This is a genomic window from Bradyrhizobium campsiandrae (genome assembly GCF_014529705.1).
Classification (GTDB): domain Bacteria; phylum Pseudomonadota; class Alphaproteobacteria; order Rhizobiales; family Xanthobacteraceae; genus Bradyrhizobium; species Bradyrhizobium campsiandrae.
Genome location: NZ_JAANIH010000008.1, coordinates 16,791 through 33,229 on the forward strand (window position 1 = coordinate 16,791; position 16,439 = coordinate 33,229).

16 protein-coding genes are annotated in these 16,439 nt (G+C 64.8%); 7 read left to right on the forward strand and 9 right to left on the reverse strand.

Translation table 11 applies throughout. The features are described 5' to 3' along the window. Window positions 1-10: 10 nt before the first annotated feature. Window positions 11-997 (reverse strand): hypothetical protein, encoded by a 987-nt coding sequence (locus G8O24_RS07750; protein WP_188098053.1) that lies wholly within the window; start codon window positions 995-997, stop codon window positions 11-13. 280 nt (window positions 998-1,277) lie between these two features. Between G8O24_RS07750 and G8O24_RS07755 the strand changes: the two genes are divergently transcribed. Then, a complete protein-coding gene (locus G8O24_RS07755) occupies window positions 1,278-1,649 on the forward strand; it encodes a Crp/Fnr family transcriptional regulator (protein WP_188098055.1) in 372 nt (123 codons plus the stop codon). After that, window positions 1,646-2,458, forward strand: a complete 813-nt coding sequence (locus G8O24_RS07760) for an MBL fold metallo-hydrolase (protein ID WP_188098057.1) — start codon at window positions 1,646-1,648, stop codon at window positions 2,456-2,458. The genes G8O24_RS07755 and G8O24_RS07760 overlap by 4 nt, the downstream gene beginning before the upstream one ends. 15 nt (window positions 2,459-2,473) lie before the next feature. On the opposite strand, the gene G8O24_RS07765 is transcribed toward G8O24_RS07760, so the two are convergent. From G8O24_RS07765 to G8O24_RS07775, 3 genes are read right to left on the reverse strand one after another with little or no spacing between them, the layout of a single operon-like run. After that, a complete protein-coding gene (locus G8O24_RS07765; protein WP_188098059.1) occupies window positions 2,474-3,301 on the reverse strand; it encodes an ABC transporter substrate-binding protein in 828 nt (275 codons plus the stop codon). Window positions 3,302-3,333: 32 nt separating this feature from the next. Further along, window positions 3,334-4,098, reverse strand: coding sequence for an amino acid ABC transporter ATP-binding protein (locus G8O24_RS07770; protein WP_188098061.1), 765 nt, complete (start codon window positions 4,096-4,098; stop codon window positions 3,334-3,336). After that, on the reverse strand, window positions 4,095-5,000 hold the full coding sequence (locus G8O24_RS07775; RefSeq protein ID WP_188098062.1) for an amino acid ABC transporter permease: 906 nt from the start codon (window positions 4,998-5,000) through the stop codon (window positions 4,095-4,097). Before G8O24_RS07775 ends, G8O24_RS07770 begins: the two co-directional genes overlap by 4 nt. Before the next feature lie 177 nt (window positions 5,001-5,177). On the opposite strand from G8O24_RS07775, the gene G8O24_RS07780 reads away from it, so the two are divergent. Both G8O24_RS07780 and G8O24_RS07785 read left to right on the forward strand, forming a co-directional pair. After that, window positions 5,178-6,443, forward strand: a complete 1,266-nt coding sequence (locus G8O24_RS07780) for an ArgE/DapE family deacylase (RefSeq protein ID WP_188098064.1) — start codon at window positions 5,178-5,180, stop codon at window positions 6,441-6,443. Window positions 6,444-6,532: 89 nt separating this feature from the next. Further along, a complete protein-coding gene (locus G8O24_RS07785) occupies window positions 6,533-7,552 on the forward strand; it encodes a LacI family DNA-binding transcriptional regulator (protein WP_188098066.1) in 1,020 nt (339 codons plus the stop codon). Between the two features lie 29 nt (window positions 7,553-7,581). Here G8O24_RS07785 and G8O24_RS07790 read toward each other — a convergent pair whose 3' ends face one another. The 3 genes from G8O24_RS07790 to G8O24_RS07800 are packed head-to-tail and all read right to left on the reverse strand — an operon-like array spanning window position 7,582 to window position 9,584. Beyond that, window positions 7,582-8,079 (reverse strand): TPM domain-containing protein, encoded by a 498-nt coding sequence (locus tag G8O24_RS07790; protein ID WP_188098068.1) that lies wholly within the window; start codon window positions 8,077-8,079, stop codon window positions 7,582-7,584. Window positions 8,080-8,081: 2 nt separating this feature from the next. After that, window positions 8,082-8,960: a TPM domain-containing protein gene (locus G8O24_RS07795; RefSeq protein ID WP_188098069.1), complete on the reverse strand. Its 879-nt coding sequence runs from the start codon at window positions 8,958-8,960 to the stop codon at window positions 8,082-8,084. A 15-nt stretch (window positions 8,961-8,975) separates the two neighbouring features. Further along, window positions 8,976-9,584, reverse strand: coding sequence for a LemA family protein (locus G8O24_RS07800; protein WP_188098071.1), 609 nt, complete (start codon window positions 9,582-9,584; stop codon window positions 8,976-8,978). A gap of 189 nt (window positions 9,585-9,773) precedes the next feature. On the opposite strand from G8O24_RS07800, the gene G8O24_RS07805 reads away from it, so the two are divergent. From G8O24_RS07805 to G8O24_RS07815, 3 genes are read left to right on the forward strand one after another with little or no spacing between them, the layout of a single operon-like run. Further along, complete coding sequence (locus G8O24_RS07805; protein WP_188098073.1) at window positions 9,774-10,625, forward strand: enoyl-CoA hydratase; 852 nt, start codon at window positions 9,774-9,776, stop codon at window positions 10,623-10,625. Window positions 10,626-10,630: 5 nt separating this feature from the next. Then, window positions 10,631-11,779, forward strand: a complete 1,149-nt coding sequence (locus G8O24_RS07810; RefSeq protein ID WP_188098075.1) for an acyl-CoA dehydrogenase family protein — start codon at window positions 10,631-10,633, stop codon at window positions 11,777-11,779. 12 nt (window positions 11,780-11,791) lie between these two features. Further along, window positions 11,792-12,988: an acyl-CoA dehydrogenase family protein gene (locus G8O24_RS07815; protein WP_188098077.1), complete on the forward strand. Its 1,197-nt coding sequence runs from the start codon at window positions 11,792-11,794 to the stop codon at window positions 12,986-12,988. Between the two features lie 128 nt (window positions 12,989-13,116). On the opposite strand, the gene G8O24_RS07820 is transcribed toward G8O24_RS07815, so the two are convergent. Both G8O24_RS07820 and G8O24_RS07825 read right to left on the reverse strand, forming a co-directional pair. After that, window positions 13,117-15,441: a xanthine dehydrogenase family protein molybdopterin-binding subunit gene (locus tag G8O24_RS07820; protein WP_188098079.1), complete on the reverse strand. Its 2,325-nt coding sequence runs from the start codon at window positions 15,439-15,441 to the stop codon at window positions 13,117-13,119. 113 nt (window positions 15,442-15,554) lie between these two features. Then, entirely contained in the window at window positions 15,555-16,430 is an 876-nt protein-coding gene (locus G8O24_RS07825; RefSeq protein WP_188098080.1) for a dihydrodipicolinate synthase family protein, read from the reverse strand. Window positions 16,431-16,439 lie beyond the last annotated feature (9 nt).

The following is a 16,439-nucleotide window of genomic DNA, read 5'->3' on the forward strand; positions in this document are numbered from 1 at the left end:
TATCGGCCGTTCAGCGCGCGACGATCAACCCCTTGGAAGTGACGACCACCCAGCGGCCGTCCTGGCGGCGGATCGCATCGACACGGCCGATGCCGGGAATGGGATCGCCGGCATAGACCTCGTAGAGGCCGCCCCGGCCCTCGATCAGCGCGCCGCCATTGGCGACGTCGCGCAGCCTCCAGCCCTCGATCGTCGGCAAGCGGCCGACCTCCGTCTTGGGCGCGGCGGGCGCGGGCGGCACGGCAGCCGGCGCGGCGGCGGCCGTCGCGACCTGGGTCGGAGCCGGCGCGATCGAGCCGGTGGTTTCCTTGGCGGGCACTGCTGCGGCGGCCTGCGCGGGGGCTGCCGGCGGCGTGGCGCGGAGCTTGTCGACGGTCTCGGACAGTTTGGCCAGCTTCGCCAACGGTTCGGCCTGCGCCTTCTCGAGCTTGTCGAGGCGGTCGTTGGCCCGGTTGAACTGGGCAAGACCATTCTTCGAGGTGTGCTCGACATTGGCCTTGAGGGCCACGATGTCGGCGTCGATCCGCGCGACCGAGGCATCCAGTGCGCTGGTATCGGCGACCTGAGCCGGCGGCGGGCTGGCAAAATGCATCATGCCGGCGGTCGCAAGCGCGCCGCTGATGGCGCCGACGCAGGCCGCGATCGCCACCACCGCGGCCATCGCCGACACGCGGCGCTTGCTGCTGGTGTCACGAACCTCGTCGGCCTTCACATGCGGGGCAAACTCTTCGCGGTCCCAGGACCGTTCCGAGGGCGCCATCACGATCAGCTTGCCGGGCTTGGGCTCCGCTTTGGCCTCGGGCTTGGATTCGGCCTTGGTTTCGAACTTCGGGATCACGATCCGGGGCGGATCGACCTGCGGCGCGTCCGCCTTGGGCGGGGTCTCATGGTCGGGGGCGATCGAGGGAGCCTCGATGCCGGCGGCAGCCTCGACGACCTGCGGCGCGGTTGCAGCGGCGTCGGCGGCGGCAGCGTCCTGGCCAGCCAGGTCGGACATTGGTTCGCTCACGGCTCAAATACTCCAGTCTGGGTTGACTTTTTGGTAACTTTCATTGCTTGCGAATTCCTTACCTCGGGACCCGCTTACCGAAATTTTAGGAACTCGTCCGAGGCCGAATTGGGTCAGCAAGGTGGAACCGGCGTGGCGGCGCGCAACAAATTGTCAGCCGGTGCTCCCCGGCGAGAAGCCGCTCTCTTAGCCGAAGGGGTTGTTTGCCCGTCACGGTTCCCCGGTTAACATGGCGCATCCCGTCAGCCAGAAGGCGTTTGGGGGTGCCATGACGATCGAGAAATGCATCAACGCGTTTGCTGTCGACGACGTCATCTTCGAGGAAGGCTCGACCGGGCGCGAGCTCTTTGTCGTGCTCGAGGGCGAGGTCGAGATCGCCAAGATGAACGGCGCCAGCAAGACCAGCATCACCAAGCTCGGCAAGGGCGAGTTCTTCGGCGAAATGGCCGTGATCGACGGCTCGGTCCGCTCGGCGACCGCGATCGCCTCCGCGCCGAACACGCGCGTGATGCGGATCAACCACGCCCGCTTCGTCTATCTCGTCAGCCAGCAACCGGCCTTCGCGCTGATGGTGATGGACGCCCTTTCAAAGCGCCTGCGCGCCTCCAACGCCGTCACCTACCGGGCGGCGCAATCATGAGCGAACGCAAGCCGACCGCATTCCCTATCCTGATGAAGAACGACGTCTGCTCGCTGATCCAGGCCGCCGATGACGTCTATCAGATCCGCTTCTCCAACCGCGCGGCCAACGCCTATCTCGTGCGCGGCTCGGCCCGCACCATCCTGATCGATGTCGGCCTGTCCTCGAACTATCCGGCCATGGTGGAATGTCTGAACTTCGTCGGCTGCCCGCCGGAGACAATCGACATGGTGGTGCTGAGCCACGAGCATCTCGATCATATCGGCGCGGCCTGGCACTTCAACGAGCGCCGCACCTACGTTGCGGCCCATCGGCTTGCCGCCAACAAGATCATGTTGCGCGACGATTTCTCGATGCTGCGCAAGATGTTCAACGAGCCGAACGTGCCCATCAACATCGACATCTGGCTCGAGGAAGGCAATCTGATCGACCTCGGCAATTTCCGCCTGAATGTGATGTACACGCCTGGTCACACCTCGGCCTGCATCACGCTGTTCGACCAGGACAAGGGCCTCTTGTTTGCTGCCGACACCTTGATGCCAGGTGGCGTGATGGGCGGCGTGTTCGGCTCGGGGAGCATCGCCGACTATATCCAGTCGCTGGAGCGCATCAAGGGACTGAACGCGAGGATTTTGCTGTCCGGGCACGGACGGCTGTCCGACACGCCGCAGGAGGACGTGCGCATTGCGATTGCGCGGTCGCACGGCCTCTTGGAAGACACCGCGCAATTGTTCGACGCACTGGACGCGCGCTCGAATTTCGAGCCGATCATGCAGTCGGTGCGGGATCTGAACAAGCTGGATGATTGAGGCGTGCCAGTGCGTTCAGGGCTGGCCGTTGATCATGGCCTGCTCGATTGCGCTGCCGTTCAGGTCCCATTTGCGCAGCAAGGCCTGATAGCTGCCGTCGGCCATGAGCGCGGCAAGCGCTTGCTTGAGCTTCTGCCCGAATTGCGAATCGTCCCTGGCGAATCCTAGTCCCATATCCTGGACGAGGAACGGCTTGCCGAGAATAACGTAGCGGTTGCCCTCGATCGAATTCTGATAGGGAATGGTTTCAGCCCCCTGGACCGCCGCATCCGCGCGCCCCTGATTCAGCTGCAGTCTCGTATCCGGCGATCCGTCCGTGCCGATCACGATGATCGCAGGCTTACCGGCGGCGGTGCAATGCTCATCGCTCCATTTCTCGATCGCGGCAGGCCAGAGGGTCCGGCGCGCGGTGGCAACCCGCTTGCCGCAGAGCGCGTCCATGTCCGGAAAGCGCTCCGCGCTCGCTCGCAGCGTGAAGAACACGCTGTTGGCATGCAGGTAATTGAGAAAGTTCACGGTCGCGCGGCGCTCCGGCGTGTCGGCCATGCCGGCCACGATCACGTCGGCACGTCTGGTCTCGACCGAGCTGATCAGCTGGTCGAAGCTCGAATCGATCCAATTGACCTTGATGCCAATCCGGGCGGCGATCGCCTCGACGATCTCGACATCGAATCCAATCAGCTTACCCGAGGCCGGATCCTTGAATTCGAACGGAGGATATTTCGGCACCGTCGCCGCATTGATAACGGCCTTCGTGCCTTGCGCGCCGGCGATGCCCATGGGCTGGCTGAACGCGACCACGACTGCGCCGACTGCAAGACAAGAGCGGGATCGTGACAACATGCTGCTTCTCAATCCTCGATGGTGTCGACCGGCTAGCTCAGCACGGCCGAGATGAAATCGCGCGTCCGGGCCTGGGTTGGCCTGCCGAGCACCTGCTCCGGCGATCCGGCTTCGACCACCAGGCCGTGGTCCATGAACAAGACCCGGTTTGCGACTTCGCGCGCGAAGCCGAGCTCGTGCGTCACGACGATCATGGTCATTCCGGTTCGCGCGAGGTCGCGCATGACGGAGAGCACGTCTCCGACCAGCTCGGGATCGAGCGCGGAGGTCGGCTCATCGAACAGCATCAGTGCGGGCTTCATCGCGAGCGCGCGGGCGATCGCGACGCGCTGCTGCTGACCGCCCGACAGCTCGATCGGATAGGCACCACGTTTGTGCGCAAGGCCGACGCGCGCGAGCAGCTCGGTGGCGATCGCCTCGGCCTGCCTGCGCTCCGTCCTCAGGACCTGCACCGGTCCTTCGATGACGTTCTCCAACGCGGTCTTGTGCGGGAACAGGTTGAAGCGCTGGAACACCATACCGGTCGCGAGCCGCTGCCGAGCGATCTCTCGTTCGGAGAGCTCGAACAGCTTGCGGCCGCTGCGCCGGTAGCCAACCAGCTCGCCATTGACCCACAAGGCGCCGGCATCAATCGCCTCGAGCTGATTGATGCAGCGTAGGAAGGTGCTCTTGCCCGAGCCCGATGGGCCGACAATACACAGCACCTCGCCGCAATCGATTTCAAGATCAATGCCCCGCAGGGCTTCGAAGGCGCCAAAGGATTTGCGCACGCCGACCGATTTGACGATCTGCATCATCTCGACGCTCCGGCTCGCGACATAGCGCCGGATGCGCCGGCGCCGCGCGCGAAATATCGCTCGATCCGCCCCTGAAGGATCGAGAGCACCGTGACGACCACGACATACCAGATGCCTGCGACGATCAGCAGCTCGATGACCCGGTTGTTGGCGTAGTAGATATTCTCGGCGCTGTAGACCATTTCCGGAAACTGGATCACGCTCGCAAGCGACGTCAGCTTGACCATGCCAATGACCTCGTTGCCGATCGGCGGGACGATCACGCGCATGGCCTGAGGCAGGATGATCCGGCGCAACGCCAGCAGGCGGGGCATGCCGATCGCCTTGGCGGCCTCGTATTGCCCCTGATCGACGGACAGCAGACCTGCACGCACGACCTCCGACGTATAGGCTCCCTGATTGATGCCGAGTCCAAGCAGGGCCGCGAGGAACGGCGTCATCACCTCGACGGTCGGCACCTCGACAAGTCCGGGAATGCCGAGATGAGGAAACACCAGTGCCAGATTGAACCACAGCAGCAACTGCAGCAGTACCGGCGTGCCGCGGAAGAACCAGACATAGCCAGCCGCCGCCAAATTGACCACGGGATTGGACGAGAGCCGCATGATGGCGACCGTCACGCCGATCGCGATGCCGATCAGCATTGCGAGCGCAGTCATCAGCACGGTGTTGCCCAGTCCCATGATGATGGTACGTACGGCAACATACTGGCCAACGAACGCCCATTCGATACGGCCGTGCGCGAAGGCCATGGTGACCCAGGACGCGAGCGCGACGATCAATGCGGCGCTGACGTAACGGCCGATGTGCTTGCGTCGGACATGCTCGAACTCCGAAAGGTCATCGGCGAGATCATCCCGGCCGCCGCCCATGAGGGCATCTTCACTCAATATGCTTGTCATGCAGGTGTTTTCGTCCAGATGTCTTCGTCCAAGCGCCTTCGTCGTCCTACGATGCCCGCGACCGCGCGATCGTCGGCTCGTCACGGCCGGCTTGGAATGAACCGGCTTGCCTTCGATTTTTTCCTTTAGTAAATCGTTTTACTAGTTGCGACACTACAAAGCCCGGGAAGAATGTCAATGCACCATGTGACGAAAGACGACCTGATGGCCGAGATCGAGCGCGATCGCGCCTCGCACATCGCTTTTCTGCAAGCCTTCATCCGCGAGCCGTCGCCCAATCCCCCGGGCAATACGCGGCGGGCCGCGGCGGTGGTGACGCGTTATCTCGCGAGCCGCGGCATCGAGGCGTCGATCGTCGCGCCGCGCGAGGACCTGCCTAACGTAGTTTCCGAATTTGAGGGCGGGCGCAGCGGACGAAGGCTGGTGATGAACGGCCATATCGACGTGTTTCCGGTAGGTGACGGCAGCGGCTGGTCGCGCGATCCCTGGTCCGGCGCGCTGGAGGATGGCTACGTGCATGGCCGCGGAGCCTGCGACATGAAGGCTGGCACCGCCGCCTCGGTGATTGCGTTCAGCTATCTTCACGCCCATCGCGGCAAGCTGGCGGGAAGCCTCGGCCTGACTGCCGTGTCGGACGAGGAGACCGGCGGCCGCTGGGGCAGCCGCTGGCTGCTCGAGAACGAGACGCGGTGGCATGGCGACTGCATGATCAATGCGGAACCCAGCGGTCTGCAGACCGTTCGCTTCGCCGAAAAAGGCACGTTGCGGCTGACGTTCACGGTGCGAACCGCCGGCGCGCATGGCGCACATCTGCACAAATCGAAAAGCGCGACACGCATCGCCGCCACCCTGATCGACCGGCTTGCACAGATCGAGGCGATCGTCCCTGAGCTTCCCGAATCGCTGCGCGCCTATCTCGGACGGCCCGAGGTGCGCGCGGCAGCCGACCACGCCATGGGCTTTGGCGCTGCCGACATCCTGACTCGCCCGACGCTGAATATCGGCACCATCAAGGGCGGTCTGAAGGTCAACATGATTCCCGCCTCCTGCGTCTTCGAGGCGGACATCAGGTTGCCGATCGGGCTCGACGCCGGTCGGGTCATGCAGACCATCCAGACCATTCTCACCGACTATCCGCAAGTGGATGTGGCGATTCAGGAAGCGGCCAGCAATGCTTCGAATTCGTGCGCACACGACCATCCGATGGTCGGCCTCCTGGCGCGCAACGCCGAAGCCGTTTCAGGCCTGCGCCCGATCGCAGTTCCCTCGCTCGGCGCCACCGATTGCAAGTTCTGGCGCTACCACAAGGTGCCCGCTTACATCTACGGTCCGGCGCCGACGCGCATGGCGGCCGCCGACGAATGCGTGCTGGTCGAGGAGTTCATGACGGTCATCAAGACCCACACGCTATCGGCTTGGGACTACCTGACTGGCGATGGATAGCCCGGCGGCGGCCGCTTTCCGGTGCTATAGAATTCGAGAGCCGGACCGACACCTGTCGCCCGGCACGAGATCATCCAGGGGCGAGCTTGGTGGCTGACAAAAGAGTGACGATAGCCGACGTCGCGAAAGCGACGGGTGTTTCGCCCGGCGCGGTTTCGCGCATCCTCAACAACGATCCCACTCTCAACGTCCGGGACGAGACCAAGGAGACGGTGCGTCGCGCGATCGTCGAGCTCGGCTACGTCCCCAATCCGCAGGCACGAGGCCTGCGCCTCGCGCGCTCGGGCAGCCTTGCCATGATCGTGCCCGAGATCAACAGCCCGGCATTCGTCGCCATCATCCAGGGCGCCCAGCGGGCGGCATTCGAGCTCGGATATTCGATGCTGATTGGCGGCATCGGCGAGGAAGGCGAAGATCCGAATCTGGCCGCACGCATTCTCTCCAGCAACAGGGTCGACGGATTTCTGATCTCCACAGGCAAGCAAGAGGCGCGGCAATTGGCCGCCGTGCAACGGCTCGGGGCACCGGCCGTGCTCGTCAACCGCTACCTGAATGAGCAGTTTCCGCATGTCATCCTTGATGACGAGGCGGGCGTGATGCTTGCGATACGCCATCTGGCGGAGCTAGGCCACGAGCGGATCGGATTTCTCGGCAGCACGCGGCGGTTCCTCGGAACACGGCGTCTCGCCGGCTTCAAGCGGGGGCTCACCCAATGCGGCCTGCGCCTCGACAAGCGCTTTATCGTCAATTGCGGTTATGACCGCGAGGGCGGCGAAGCGGGCGCGCACGCCGTGCTCGCCCTGGCCGACCGGCCGACCGCGATTTTCGCCACCAACCATTTGGTTGCCGCGGGTGCATTGCGCGTGGCGCGGCAACTCGGATTGAGCGTTCCGGGCGCCTTGTCCGTCATCAGCTTCTACGACGGGCCCGTCGCCGATCTGCTCACACCGGCCGTAACGTCGATCGCCTATCCCCTCGATCAGCTTGGCTATGACGCGGTGCGCATGCTGGTTCGCCTGATCACGGGCGAAACACCAACGGCCGCCGGCATCACCATTCGACCGACCGGGCTCGTGATCCGGCAATCGACCGGCCCCATATCCGAATAAACGCCGCGCGGAGTCCAGGTCAGGCCCGGCTACATCACCACGGGCGCATCCGGCAGTTCGTTCGGGTGTGCCACGCCCGGCGGAAAATGCTTCGCCAGCTCCCGCGACACCGCCGCGATGCCGTCGATCACGCCGCGTTCGAACTGGCCTGCCCTGAACTCCGCCTCCATCGCGCGACAGATTTTCTCCCAACCCGCAGCCCCGACCTTTGCATCGATGCCGCGGTCGGCGATGATCTCGACGTCGCGGTCGGCGAGCAACAGATAGATCAGCACGCCGTTGTTGTGCGCGGTGTCCCAGATCCGCAGGTGCGAGAACACGTCGAGCGCACGCGCGCGGGCGTGCTGATTGCGAAACAGCGGCCGGCCGTCGAGCGCGCCTTCGACGACGAAGCGGACCTGGCCGGAATGCGTCGCTTCGCCTTGCCTGATCGCCTGCTCGATGCGATCGAGCACCTGCTGCGGAAACACTTGCCTCGCGCGCCAATGATGCTGGATGAGATGCCTGGTGATACGCCCGATGCCCATGACTACCAGCTCCCCGAGGCGCCGCCGCCACCAAAGCTGCCGCCACCGCCGCTGAAGCTGCCGCTATCGCTGGACGATGACCCGCTGCTCCAGCCACCGGACGATGAGCCGCCGGACCAGGAGCCCCCGCGCGAGGAGCCCGTCGATGCCGGAAACAGATCGGCGATGAAGGACAGCACAAAGGCGATGATCCCCGCGAGCAAGGCCAGTGCGCCGGATCCGAGAATGAGCAGCGCCAGCAGGCCGATCACGCTTCCGGTCGCGACCGAGCCGAGCAATCGTCCCAGCAGCGTGCGCAAAAATCCGCCGACGACGAGCGAAGCAAACAGGACGAACGGCACCGCCGGCCCGATGTCGTCCAGATTGGCGAAGTTCACGCTGCGTGAAGGAACCGGCAACGGCTCGCCATCGACGACGCGCATCATCCGGTCGACGCCGGCCGAAATGCCGCCGGCGAAATCGCCCTCACGGAATTTCGGCGTGATGACCTCGTCGATGATCCGCCGCGACGTCACGTCGGTGAGCGCGCCTTCGAGGCCGTAGCCGACCTCGATGCGCAAGTGGCGATCATTCTTGGCGACCACCAGGATCGCGCCGTCGTCGACCTTCTTGCGGCCGATCTTCCAGGCCTCGGCGACGCGGATCGAGAACTGCTCGATCGTCTCCGGTTCCGTCGTCGGCACGATCAGCACCGCGATCTGGCTGCCCTTGCGCGTCTCGAAGTCGCTGAGCTTCTGCGACAGCGCGGCCACGTCGCTGCTCGACAGCGTGCCGGTCCGGTCGACCACGCGGCCGGTGAGCTGGGGGACGGCCACGTCGGCGAAGGCGGAGAACGCCCAGCCAAACAGCAATGCAAGCAGGATGGCCTTGATGGCGCGCATCGGAGCCAAGCGCGCTTACTTCGACGGCGCCGGCGCCGGATTGAAATCGACCTTCGGTGCGGTCGAGATTTCCTTCTCGTTCTCGACCGAGAAGTTCGGCTTCTCCTTGTAACCGAACATCATCGCGGTGAGGTTGCTCGGGAACGAACGAATGGTGACGTTATAGTCCTGCACTGACTTGATATAGCGGTTGCGCGCGACCGTGATGCGGTTCTCGGTTCCTTCCAGTTGCGACATCAAATCCTTGAACAGGGCGTCCGACTTCAGTTGCGGATAGTTTTCCGTGACGACGAGCAGCCGCGACAACGCGCTGGAGAGCTCGCCCTGCGCGGCCTGGAACTTCTGGAAGGCGGCGGGGTCGTTCAGCACCTCCGGCGTCGCCTGGATACTGCCGACCTTGGCGCGGGCGTTGGTGACGCCGAGCAGCACGTCCTTCTCCTGCTGCGCAAAGCCCTTCACCGAGTTGACCAGGTTGGGGACGAGGTCGGCGCGGCGCTGATACTGGTTCACCACCTCGGACCAGTTGGCCTTGATCTGCTCGTCCTCGCTCTGGATCGCGTTGTAGCCGCAATTGGTGAGGCTGAGCGCGGCCAGCGCCGCCAGCACGGTCAGGATCTTGCGCATCAAATTTCTCCCGGTGGAATCGGCCTGCAAGCTACCAGATTGCGCGCATACGACGCCAGATGTCGCCGCGCCGGCGGCGCGAAAAGCAGCCGGCTGACGCAAGCCCCTTGCCTATCACCACGCGACATAGTCAACTCTCGTCAAATATGACGTCTGGCAAACAAGACGAAAATAACACGGGAGCGCGCCATGTCCTCGTTCGAGACCATCCTCGTGGAGCGGCCGGAGCCGGCGATCGTCCGGGTCGTGATGAACCGACCCGACGCGCGCAATGCGCAGAACCTGCAGATGACCTACGAGCTCAACGCTGCCTTCGATGCGGCGGCGCAGGACGACGCGGTCAAGGTGATCGTCCTCGCCGGCAACGGGCCGCACTTTTCCACCGGCCACGATCTGCGCCCCGGGGCGAAGAATGCGGCCGGAGTCGATTTTCCACCGATAGGAAATTGGGGCGGCTTCGCCGAGCCGAACGCCCATGGCCGCTTCGCGCGCGAGCAGGAAATATATCTCCAGATCACCCGGCGCTGGCGCAACCTCGCCAAACCGACGATCGCAGAGGTGCACGGCAAGTGCATCGCAGGCGGCTTGATGCTGGCCTGGGCCTGCGACCTCATCGTCGCTAGCGACGATGCGCAGTTTTGTGACCCGGTCGTGACGATGGGCGTCTGCGGCGTCGAGTGGTTCGTGCATCCCTGGGAGCTCGGCCCACGCAAAGCCAAGGAATTTCTGTTCACGGCAGACAGCTGGAGCGCCGAGGTGGCGCACCAACTCGGCATGGTGAACCAAGTCGTGCCACGCGCGGAGCTGTCGTCGCGCGTGCTGGAGCTGGCGCGCCGGATCGCATCGAAGCCGTCCTTCGCGCTGAAGCTGACCAAGGAGGCGGTGAATCGCTCCGTCGATGTGATGGGCCAGCCCGCCGCGATCGATCAGGCCTTCGCGCTGCATCAGCTCTGTCACGCCCACAATCTTCAGGAGTTCGGCATGGTGGTCGATCCGTCCGGACTGCATCCCTCCGTGCGCAAGCCGGCGCCCGCGGAGTAATCGCCATGGATCTCAATCTCAGTGACGAGCAACGGCTGCTGCGCGAGAGCGCGGAGCGTTTCGTGGCCGAAAGCTACGATGCCGACCACCGCCGCAGGATGGCCAACGATCCGCTTGGCTTCAGCCCAGTGGTGTGGAAGCAGTTCGCCGAACTCGGCTGGCTGGCGCTCCCGATCCCGGAGCAGTTTGACGGGCTCGGTGGTGGCCCGGTCGAAATTGGCATTCTGATGGAAGCGTTCGGCCGAGGGCTGGTGTCGGAGCCCTATCTCGCGACAGTCGTGTTGGGCGCCGCGCTGATCGACAAATGCGGCAGCACGGCGCAGAGGCAGGCGAGCCTGCCCAAGATTGCGGATGGATCATTGAAGCTTGCCTTCGCGCATTCCGAGCGCGCGGCGCGGTTCGACCTCGGCAGGGTCGCGACATCAGCGACCAAGACGGCGCAAGGCTGGCGCCTCGCCGGCAGCAAGATGGCCGTGCTCGACGGCCATGCCGCCGACGAGATCATCGTCTCCGCACATCTTCATGATCATCGGGGGCCCTCGGGGCGGATTGGCCTGTTCCCTGTGCCAGCGACCGCGCCGGGCCTTTCGATCACCGACTATCAACGCCTCGGCGGCGGCCGCGGCTGCAACATCCAGCTATCCGACGTTCATCTGCCGGACGATGCCCTGCTCGGCGACGGCCAGGACGCGCTGCCGGCGATCGAATGGGCCGTCGATCGCGCCATGGCCGCGTTGGGGGCGGAAGCTGTCGGCATCATGCAGACGCTGCTCGACACGACGCTAGAGTATACCAAGATCAGAAAACAGTTTGGCCGATCGTTGTCCGCCAACCAAGTGATCCGCCATCGCCTGGCCGACATGGCGATCCAGGTCGACGAGGCGCGCTCGATGGCGCTCCGCGCGGCGCTGAAGGCCGATAGCGCGCCGGTCGAGCGCGCACGGGCCGCATCCGCTGCCAAGGCGAAGATCGGCAAATGCGCGCGCTTCGTCGGCGAGCAGTCGATCCAGCTTCACGGCGGCATGGGCGTGACCGAGGAGCTCGAGGTCGGCGCTTACTTCAAGCGCATCGTCGCTTTCGACACGCTGTTCGGCGGCAGCGCGCATCACTATGCCCGCCACGCCCAACTTGGCCGCGCCACTGCTTCAGCCTGAGAGGAGCGCTTCATGGACCTGTCGTTCAATGCCGAAGAGCGGGCCTTCCAGAGCGAGGTGCGCAGCTTCATTGCCGACAATCTCACTGAGGAGATGAAGCGCGCCACCGCGCTGACGCCGTCGGTGTTCTCCGACCCCCCGATCGGCATGGCCTGGCAGCGCGCGCTGCACAGCCGCGGCTGGGGCGCGCCGGGCTGGCCGGTCGAACATGGCGGTCCCGACTGGACACCGGCGCAGCGCTGGATTTTTGAGAGCGAATGTGCGCGCGCCGGCGTACCCAATGTCAACGTGATGGGCGTGAAGATGGTCGGGCCCGTCATCATCGGTTTCGGCTCGCCAGAGCAGAAGAACTTTTACCTGCCCCGCATTCTCTCCGGCGAGGACTATTGGTGCCAGGGCTATTCCGAGCCGGGGTCGGGCTCCGACCTGTCCTCGTTGAAGACGCGCGCCGTACGCGACGGTGACGATTACATCATCAACGGCACCAAGATCTGGACCACGCATGCGCACCATGCCAATCGCATGTTCGCGCTGGTGCGCACCGGCGATGGCCCGCGGCAGCAGGACGGCATCAGCTTTATCCTGATCGACATGAAGACGCCGGGCATCACGACGCGCCCGATCCTCACCATCGGCGGCGACCACGAGGTCAACCAGGTGTTCTTCGACGACGTGCGCGTGCCCGTCGCCAACCGCGTCGGCGAGGAAGGCAAGGGCTGGACTTACGGCAAATATCTGCTCGAGTTCGAGCGTGGTTCCGGCATTGCATCCGCCAAGCTGCGCGAGGGGCTGCGCGCGATCACCGAGCTTGCGGAGTCCGATCTCACGGGTCGCGCGATCGACAGCTCCGACATCGCGACGCGCATCTCGGAGGTCGAGATCGACATCGACGCGCTTGAAATGACCGAGCTGCGCGTGCTCTCGGCGCTGCAGACCGGGCAGAATCCCGGCGCGGTGTCCTCGATCCTGAAGCTGCGTAACAGCGAGATCCGGCAGGCCGTGACGCGCCTCGGCGTCGACGTGATCGGCCACGATGCGCTTGCCGTCGAGCCGATGCGCCCCCTCTACAAGCTCAACCACGAGCCGGCGCTGCCCGAGGACATGCTGACGGTGGTACCGGAATATCTCAACGGCCGCGCCTACACCATCTTCGGCGGCACCTCGGAGATCCAGCGCGATATCATTGCGAAGATGATGCTGGGGATTTGAAGCCTACGAGGCTCTCCTTCGTCATTGCGAGGAGCCCTTGCGACGAAGCAATCCAGAGTCCGGCCGCGGAGGAATTCCTGGATTGCTTCGCTGCGCTCGCAATGACGCCGTGGTGACGGACGCGCCTCTCAGCCCGCCGCCCTCGCGTCCCTGATCGCCTTCCAGATCTTCTGCGGCGTCAGCGGCGTGGTGAGCTGGGTGATGCCGAGCTCGGCGAGCGCGTCCATCACGCCGTTGGTGACGCAGGGCGGGCCACCGATGGCGCCGGATTCGCCGCAGCCCTTGGCGCCGAGCGGATTGGTGCGGCAGGGCGCGGAATCGTCCAGCGTCACCAGGATCGGCGGCACGTCGTCGGCGCGCGGGATGCAGTAATCCTGGTAGCTCGCGGTGAGGAGCTGGCCGTCGGCGTCGTAGGCAACGCCTTCATAAAGCGCCTGGCCGATGCCTTGCGCGACGCCACCATGGATCTGGCCGGTGACCAGCATCGGATTCACGGCGACGCCGACATCGTCGACAGTGGTGTAGCGCACGACCTTGGAGACGCCGGTCTCCGGGTCGATCTCGACTTCGCAGATATGGGTGCCGTTCGGCCAGCTCGGCCCGTCGACTTCACCCTCGGAATCGACGCTGAGCTTGGCGCCGCTCTCCTTCTCGGCGAGATCGAACAGGCTGATGCGGCGGTCGGTGCCGACCACCGTCAGCATGCCGCCCTGATACTCGATGTCCTCGACCGACGTCTCCAGCACATTGGCCGCCTTCTCGCGCGCCTTCTGGATTAGGTCGTTGGAGGAGACCGCCACCGCCGTGCCGCCGACGAACAGCGAGCGCGAGCCGACGCTGCCAAAGCCCATGGCAAGATCCGTGTCGCCCTGCACGACGTCGATCTTGTCCATGGGAATCCCGAGCGTGTCGGAGATCATCTGGGTGTAGGTGGTCTGCAACCCCTGCCCCATCGCCATGGTGCCGGAATGCAGCACGACGCGCCCTTGAGAGGTCGCGTGCAGGCTGACTTTCTCGGTGTGGGCGCGGCCGCCGGTCCATTCGATGTAGGAGGTGAGGCCGCGGCCGTAGAGCAGTCCCTTCTTCTTCGCGGCCTTCTTGCGCGCGGCAAAACCGTCCCAGTCGGCAAGCTTCACGGCGCGATCGAGCATGTGCGCGAAGGCGCCGGAATCGTAGACTTGCCCGACGGCATTGGTGTAGGGCAGTTGACCCGGCTTGATGTAGTTTGCCTTCCGGATTGCGCGCGGATCCATGCCGATCTTGCGCGCAGCGGCGTCGAACAGGCGCTCGACGATGAAGACCGCCTCGGGGCGGCCCGCGCCGCGATAGGCACCGACCGGCGCGGTGTGGGTCATCACCGACTGCACCTCGAAATGCACCAGCGGCAGATCGTAGACGCCGGTCTGCACGAACGGTCCGAGCACCAGCGGGATGATGTTTGCAGCGCCCGAAGAATACGCGCCGGTGCAACCGATCGACTTGACGCGATAGGCCAGCACCTTGCCTTTCTCGTCGAGCGCGAAGGACGCGGTCGACGTCAGATCACGGCCATGGGTGCCGCCGACGAACTCCTCGGTGCGATCGCCGCGCCAGCGGATCTTCTTGTTCAGCTTGGTCGCGACATAGGCGACGATGCCGTCTTCCGGATAGAGGTTGGTCTTCTGACCAAATCCGCCGCCGATGTCGCCGACCAGCACACGCACGCTGTCCTTCGGACGCTTCAGGACGGCTTCCGCCAGCACGTCGCGGGTCGAGGCCGGGGTCTGCGACTGCACATGCAGCAGGAGACGGCCGGTCGCCTTGTCGATCTCGGCAATGGTCGAGCGCGGCTCCATCGCGGAGGGCACCAGACGCTGGCTGACCAGATCGAGCTCGACGGTGTGTGCGGCCTTGGCGAAGGCCTCATCGACCTTGGCGGCATCGCCGTAGCTCATCGCACCGACGATGTTGTCAGGCGCGTCCGGCCAAACCACGGGCGCGCCGGGCTTCACGGCCTCGACCGGGTCGACCACCGCCGGCTGCACATCATACTCGACCAGGATCGCTTCAGCTGCGCTCTGCGCCTCCGCGCGCGAGGACGCGACCACCGCCGCAACAGCCTCGCCGGTGTAGCGCACGACCTCATGCGCGAGCAGCCGGCGCGGCGGCACCGTCATCGGCTTGCCGTCCGGGCGCTTGAAGATGCTGAGTGTCGGAATGGTGCCGACGTCGTCCTTGATCAGATCGGCGCCGGTATAGATCGCCGTGACGCCAGGCATCGTTGCGGCAGCGCTGGTATCGATCGAGACGATCTTTGCATGTGCATGCGGCGAACGCAGCACGTACAACCACAGCGCGCCATCCGCCGGTTTGTCGTCGATGAATTGCCCCTTCCCGGTGAGCAGCCGCTGGTCTTCCAAACGCTTGACGGGCTGGCCCGCTCCGAAACGCAAATTGCCGGGAAGAATGTTCATTCCGCTGGGTCCTCTAAGTCTCAAAGTGCGGCCGCCTTTTAGCGGATCGAGGCATGCGAGACCAGCCGCGGTTTTGGGCGGAAACGCCGCGAATTCGGCATACCGGGAGGGGCTCAGGCCAGCGCGTTCAACGCCGCTTCCACTGCCTTGCGTGCATCCGGCGTGAGCGGCGCCTGCGGCGGGACGGGATCGCCGACGTCATAGCCCTGGATCGAAAGGCCGGCCTTGATGCAGGCGGCGAGGTTGAAGCGGGCAAAAGCCTCGTTGATACGCCACAGCCGGCGCTGCAGCGCCATGGCGTCATCCCAGCGGCCGGCCTGGCAGAGGTCGTAAAGCGCAACGCTCTGGCGCGGAATGATGCAGGCGGGGCCCGCCATCCAGCCGAGGCCGCCGATCAGCATCACTGCGGCCGGAATGTGGGCGGAGGCCGAGAACACGCGCAGGGCATCGCCGCAGCGGTTCATGATCGAGAGCAGCCGCCCGGTGTTGGTCGAGGCGTCCTTGATGTAGCCGATACGCGGATGCTCGGCGAGGCGCGCGATGACATCGAGGGTCAGGTCGGAGCGCTGGAATTGCGGATTGGTGTAGATGACGACCGGAATGTCGACAGCGTCCGCAATGCTGCGGAAATAAGACTCGACCTGGGCGTCAGTGAGCGGGAAGTAGGCTTCGAGGATCGCCAGGATGCCGTCGGCACCGGCCTTTTGATAAGCCCGCGCCTGCGCCACCGCGTCGGCCGTCGAGGTCGAGGCAACGCCCGCCACCACGGGCACGCGGCCTTTCGCAGCCTCGATCGTGGTCTGCACGACCGCCATGCGCTGGGCGGCATTGAGATAGGCGAACTCGCCGGTCGAGCCGAGCGGCGTCAACCCATGCACACCGGCGCCGATCAGATCGTCGCAGAGCCTTGCAAGGACCTCGGTCCGCACTGCTCCGTCAGCACCAAGGGGCGAGACCAGATAGGGGAAGACGCCGCGAAAATCGGTCATGGCGGGAAT

Coding starts and splice junctions, on each gene's coding strand:
- G8O24_RS07750 (WP_188098053.1), bottom strand. CDS start 997: ATGTCCGACCTGGCTGGCCAGGACGCTGCCGCCGCCGACGCCGCTGCA.
- G8O24_RS07755 (WP_188098055.1), top strand. CDS start 1,278: ATGACGATCGAGAAATGCATCAACGCGTTTGCTGTCGACGACGTCATC.
- G8O24_RS07760 (WP_188098057.1), top strand. CDS start 1,646: ATGAGCGAACGCAAGCCGACCGCATTCCCTATCCTGATGAAGAACGAC.
- G8O24_RS07765 (WP_188098059.1), bottom strand. CDS start 3,301: ATGTTGTCACGATCCCGCTCTTGTCTTGCAGTCGGCGCAGTCGTGGTC.
- G8O24_RS07770 (WP_188098061.1), bottom strand. CDS start 4,098: ATGATGCAGATCGTCAAATCGGTCGGCGTGCGCAAATCCTTTGGCGCC.
- G8O24_RS07775 (WP_188098062.1), bottom strand. CDS start 5,000: ATGACAAGCATATTGAGTGAAGATGCCCTCATGGGCGGCGGCCGGGAT.
- G8O24_RS07780 (WP_188098064.1), top strand. CDS start 5,178: ATGCACCATGTGACGAAAGACGACCTGATGGCCGAGATCGAGCGCGAT.
- G8O24_RS07790 (WP_188098068.1), bottom strand. CDS start 8,079: ATGGGCATCGGGCGTATCACCAGGCATCTCATCCAGCATCATTGGCGC.
- G8O24_RS07795 (WP_188098069.1), bottom strand. CDS start 8,960: ATGCGCGCCATCAAGGCCATCCTGCTTGCATTGCTGTTTGGCTGGGCG.
- G8O24_RS07800 (WP_188098071.1), bottom strand. CDS start 9,584: ATGCGCAAGATCCTGACCGTGCTGGCGGCGCTGGCCGCGCTCAGCCTC.
- G8O24_RS07805 (WP_188098073.1), top strand. CDS start 9,774: ATGTCCTCGTTCGAGACCATCCTCGTGGAGCGGCCGGAGCCGGCGATC.
- G8O24_RS07810 (WP_188098075.1), top strand. CDS start 10,631: ATGGATCTCAATCTCAGTGACGAGCAACGGCTGCTGCGCGAGAGCGCG.
- G8O24_RS07815 (WP_188098077.1), top strand. CDS start 11,792: ATGGACCTGTCGTTCAATGCCGAAGAGCGGGCCTTCCAGAGCGAGGTG.
- G8O24_RS07820 (WP_188098079.1), bottom strand. CDS start 15,441: ATGAACATTCTTCCCGGCAATTTGCGTTTCGGAGCGGGCCAGCCCGTC.
- G8O24_RS07825 (WP_188098080.1), bottom strand. CDS start 16,430: ATGACCGATTTTCGCGGCGTCTTCCCCTATCTGGTCTCGCCCCTTGGT.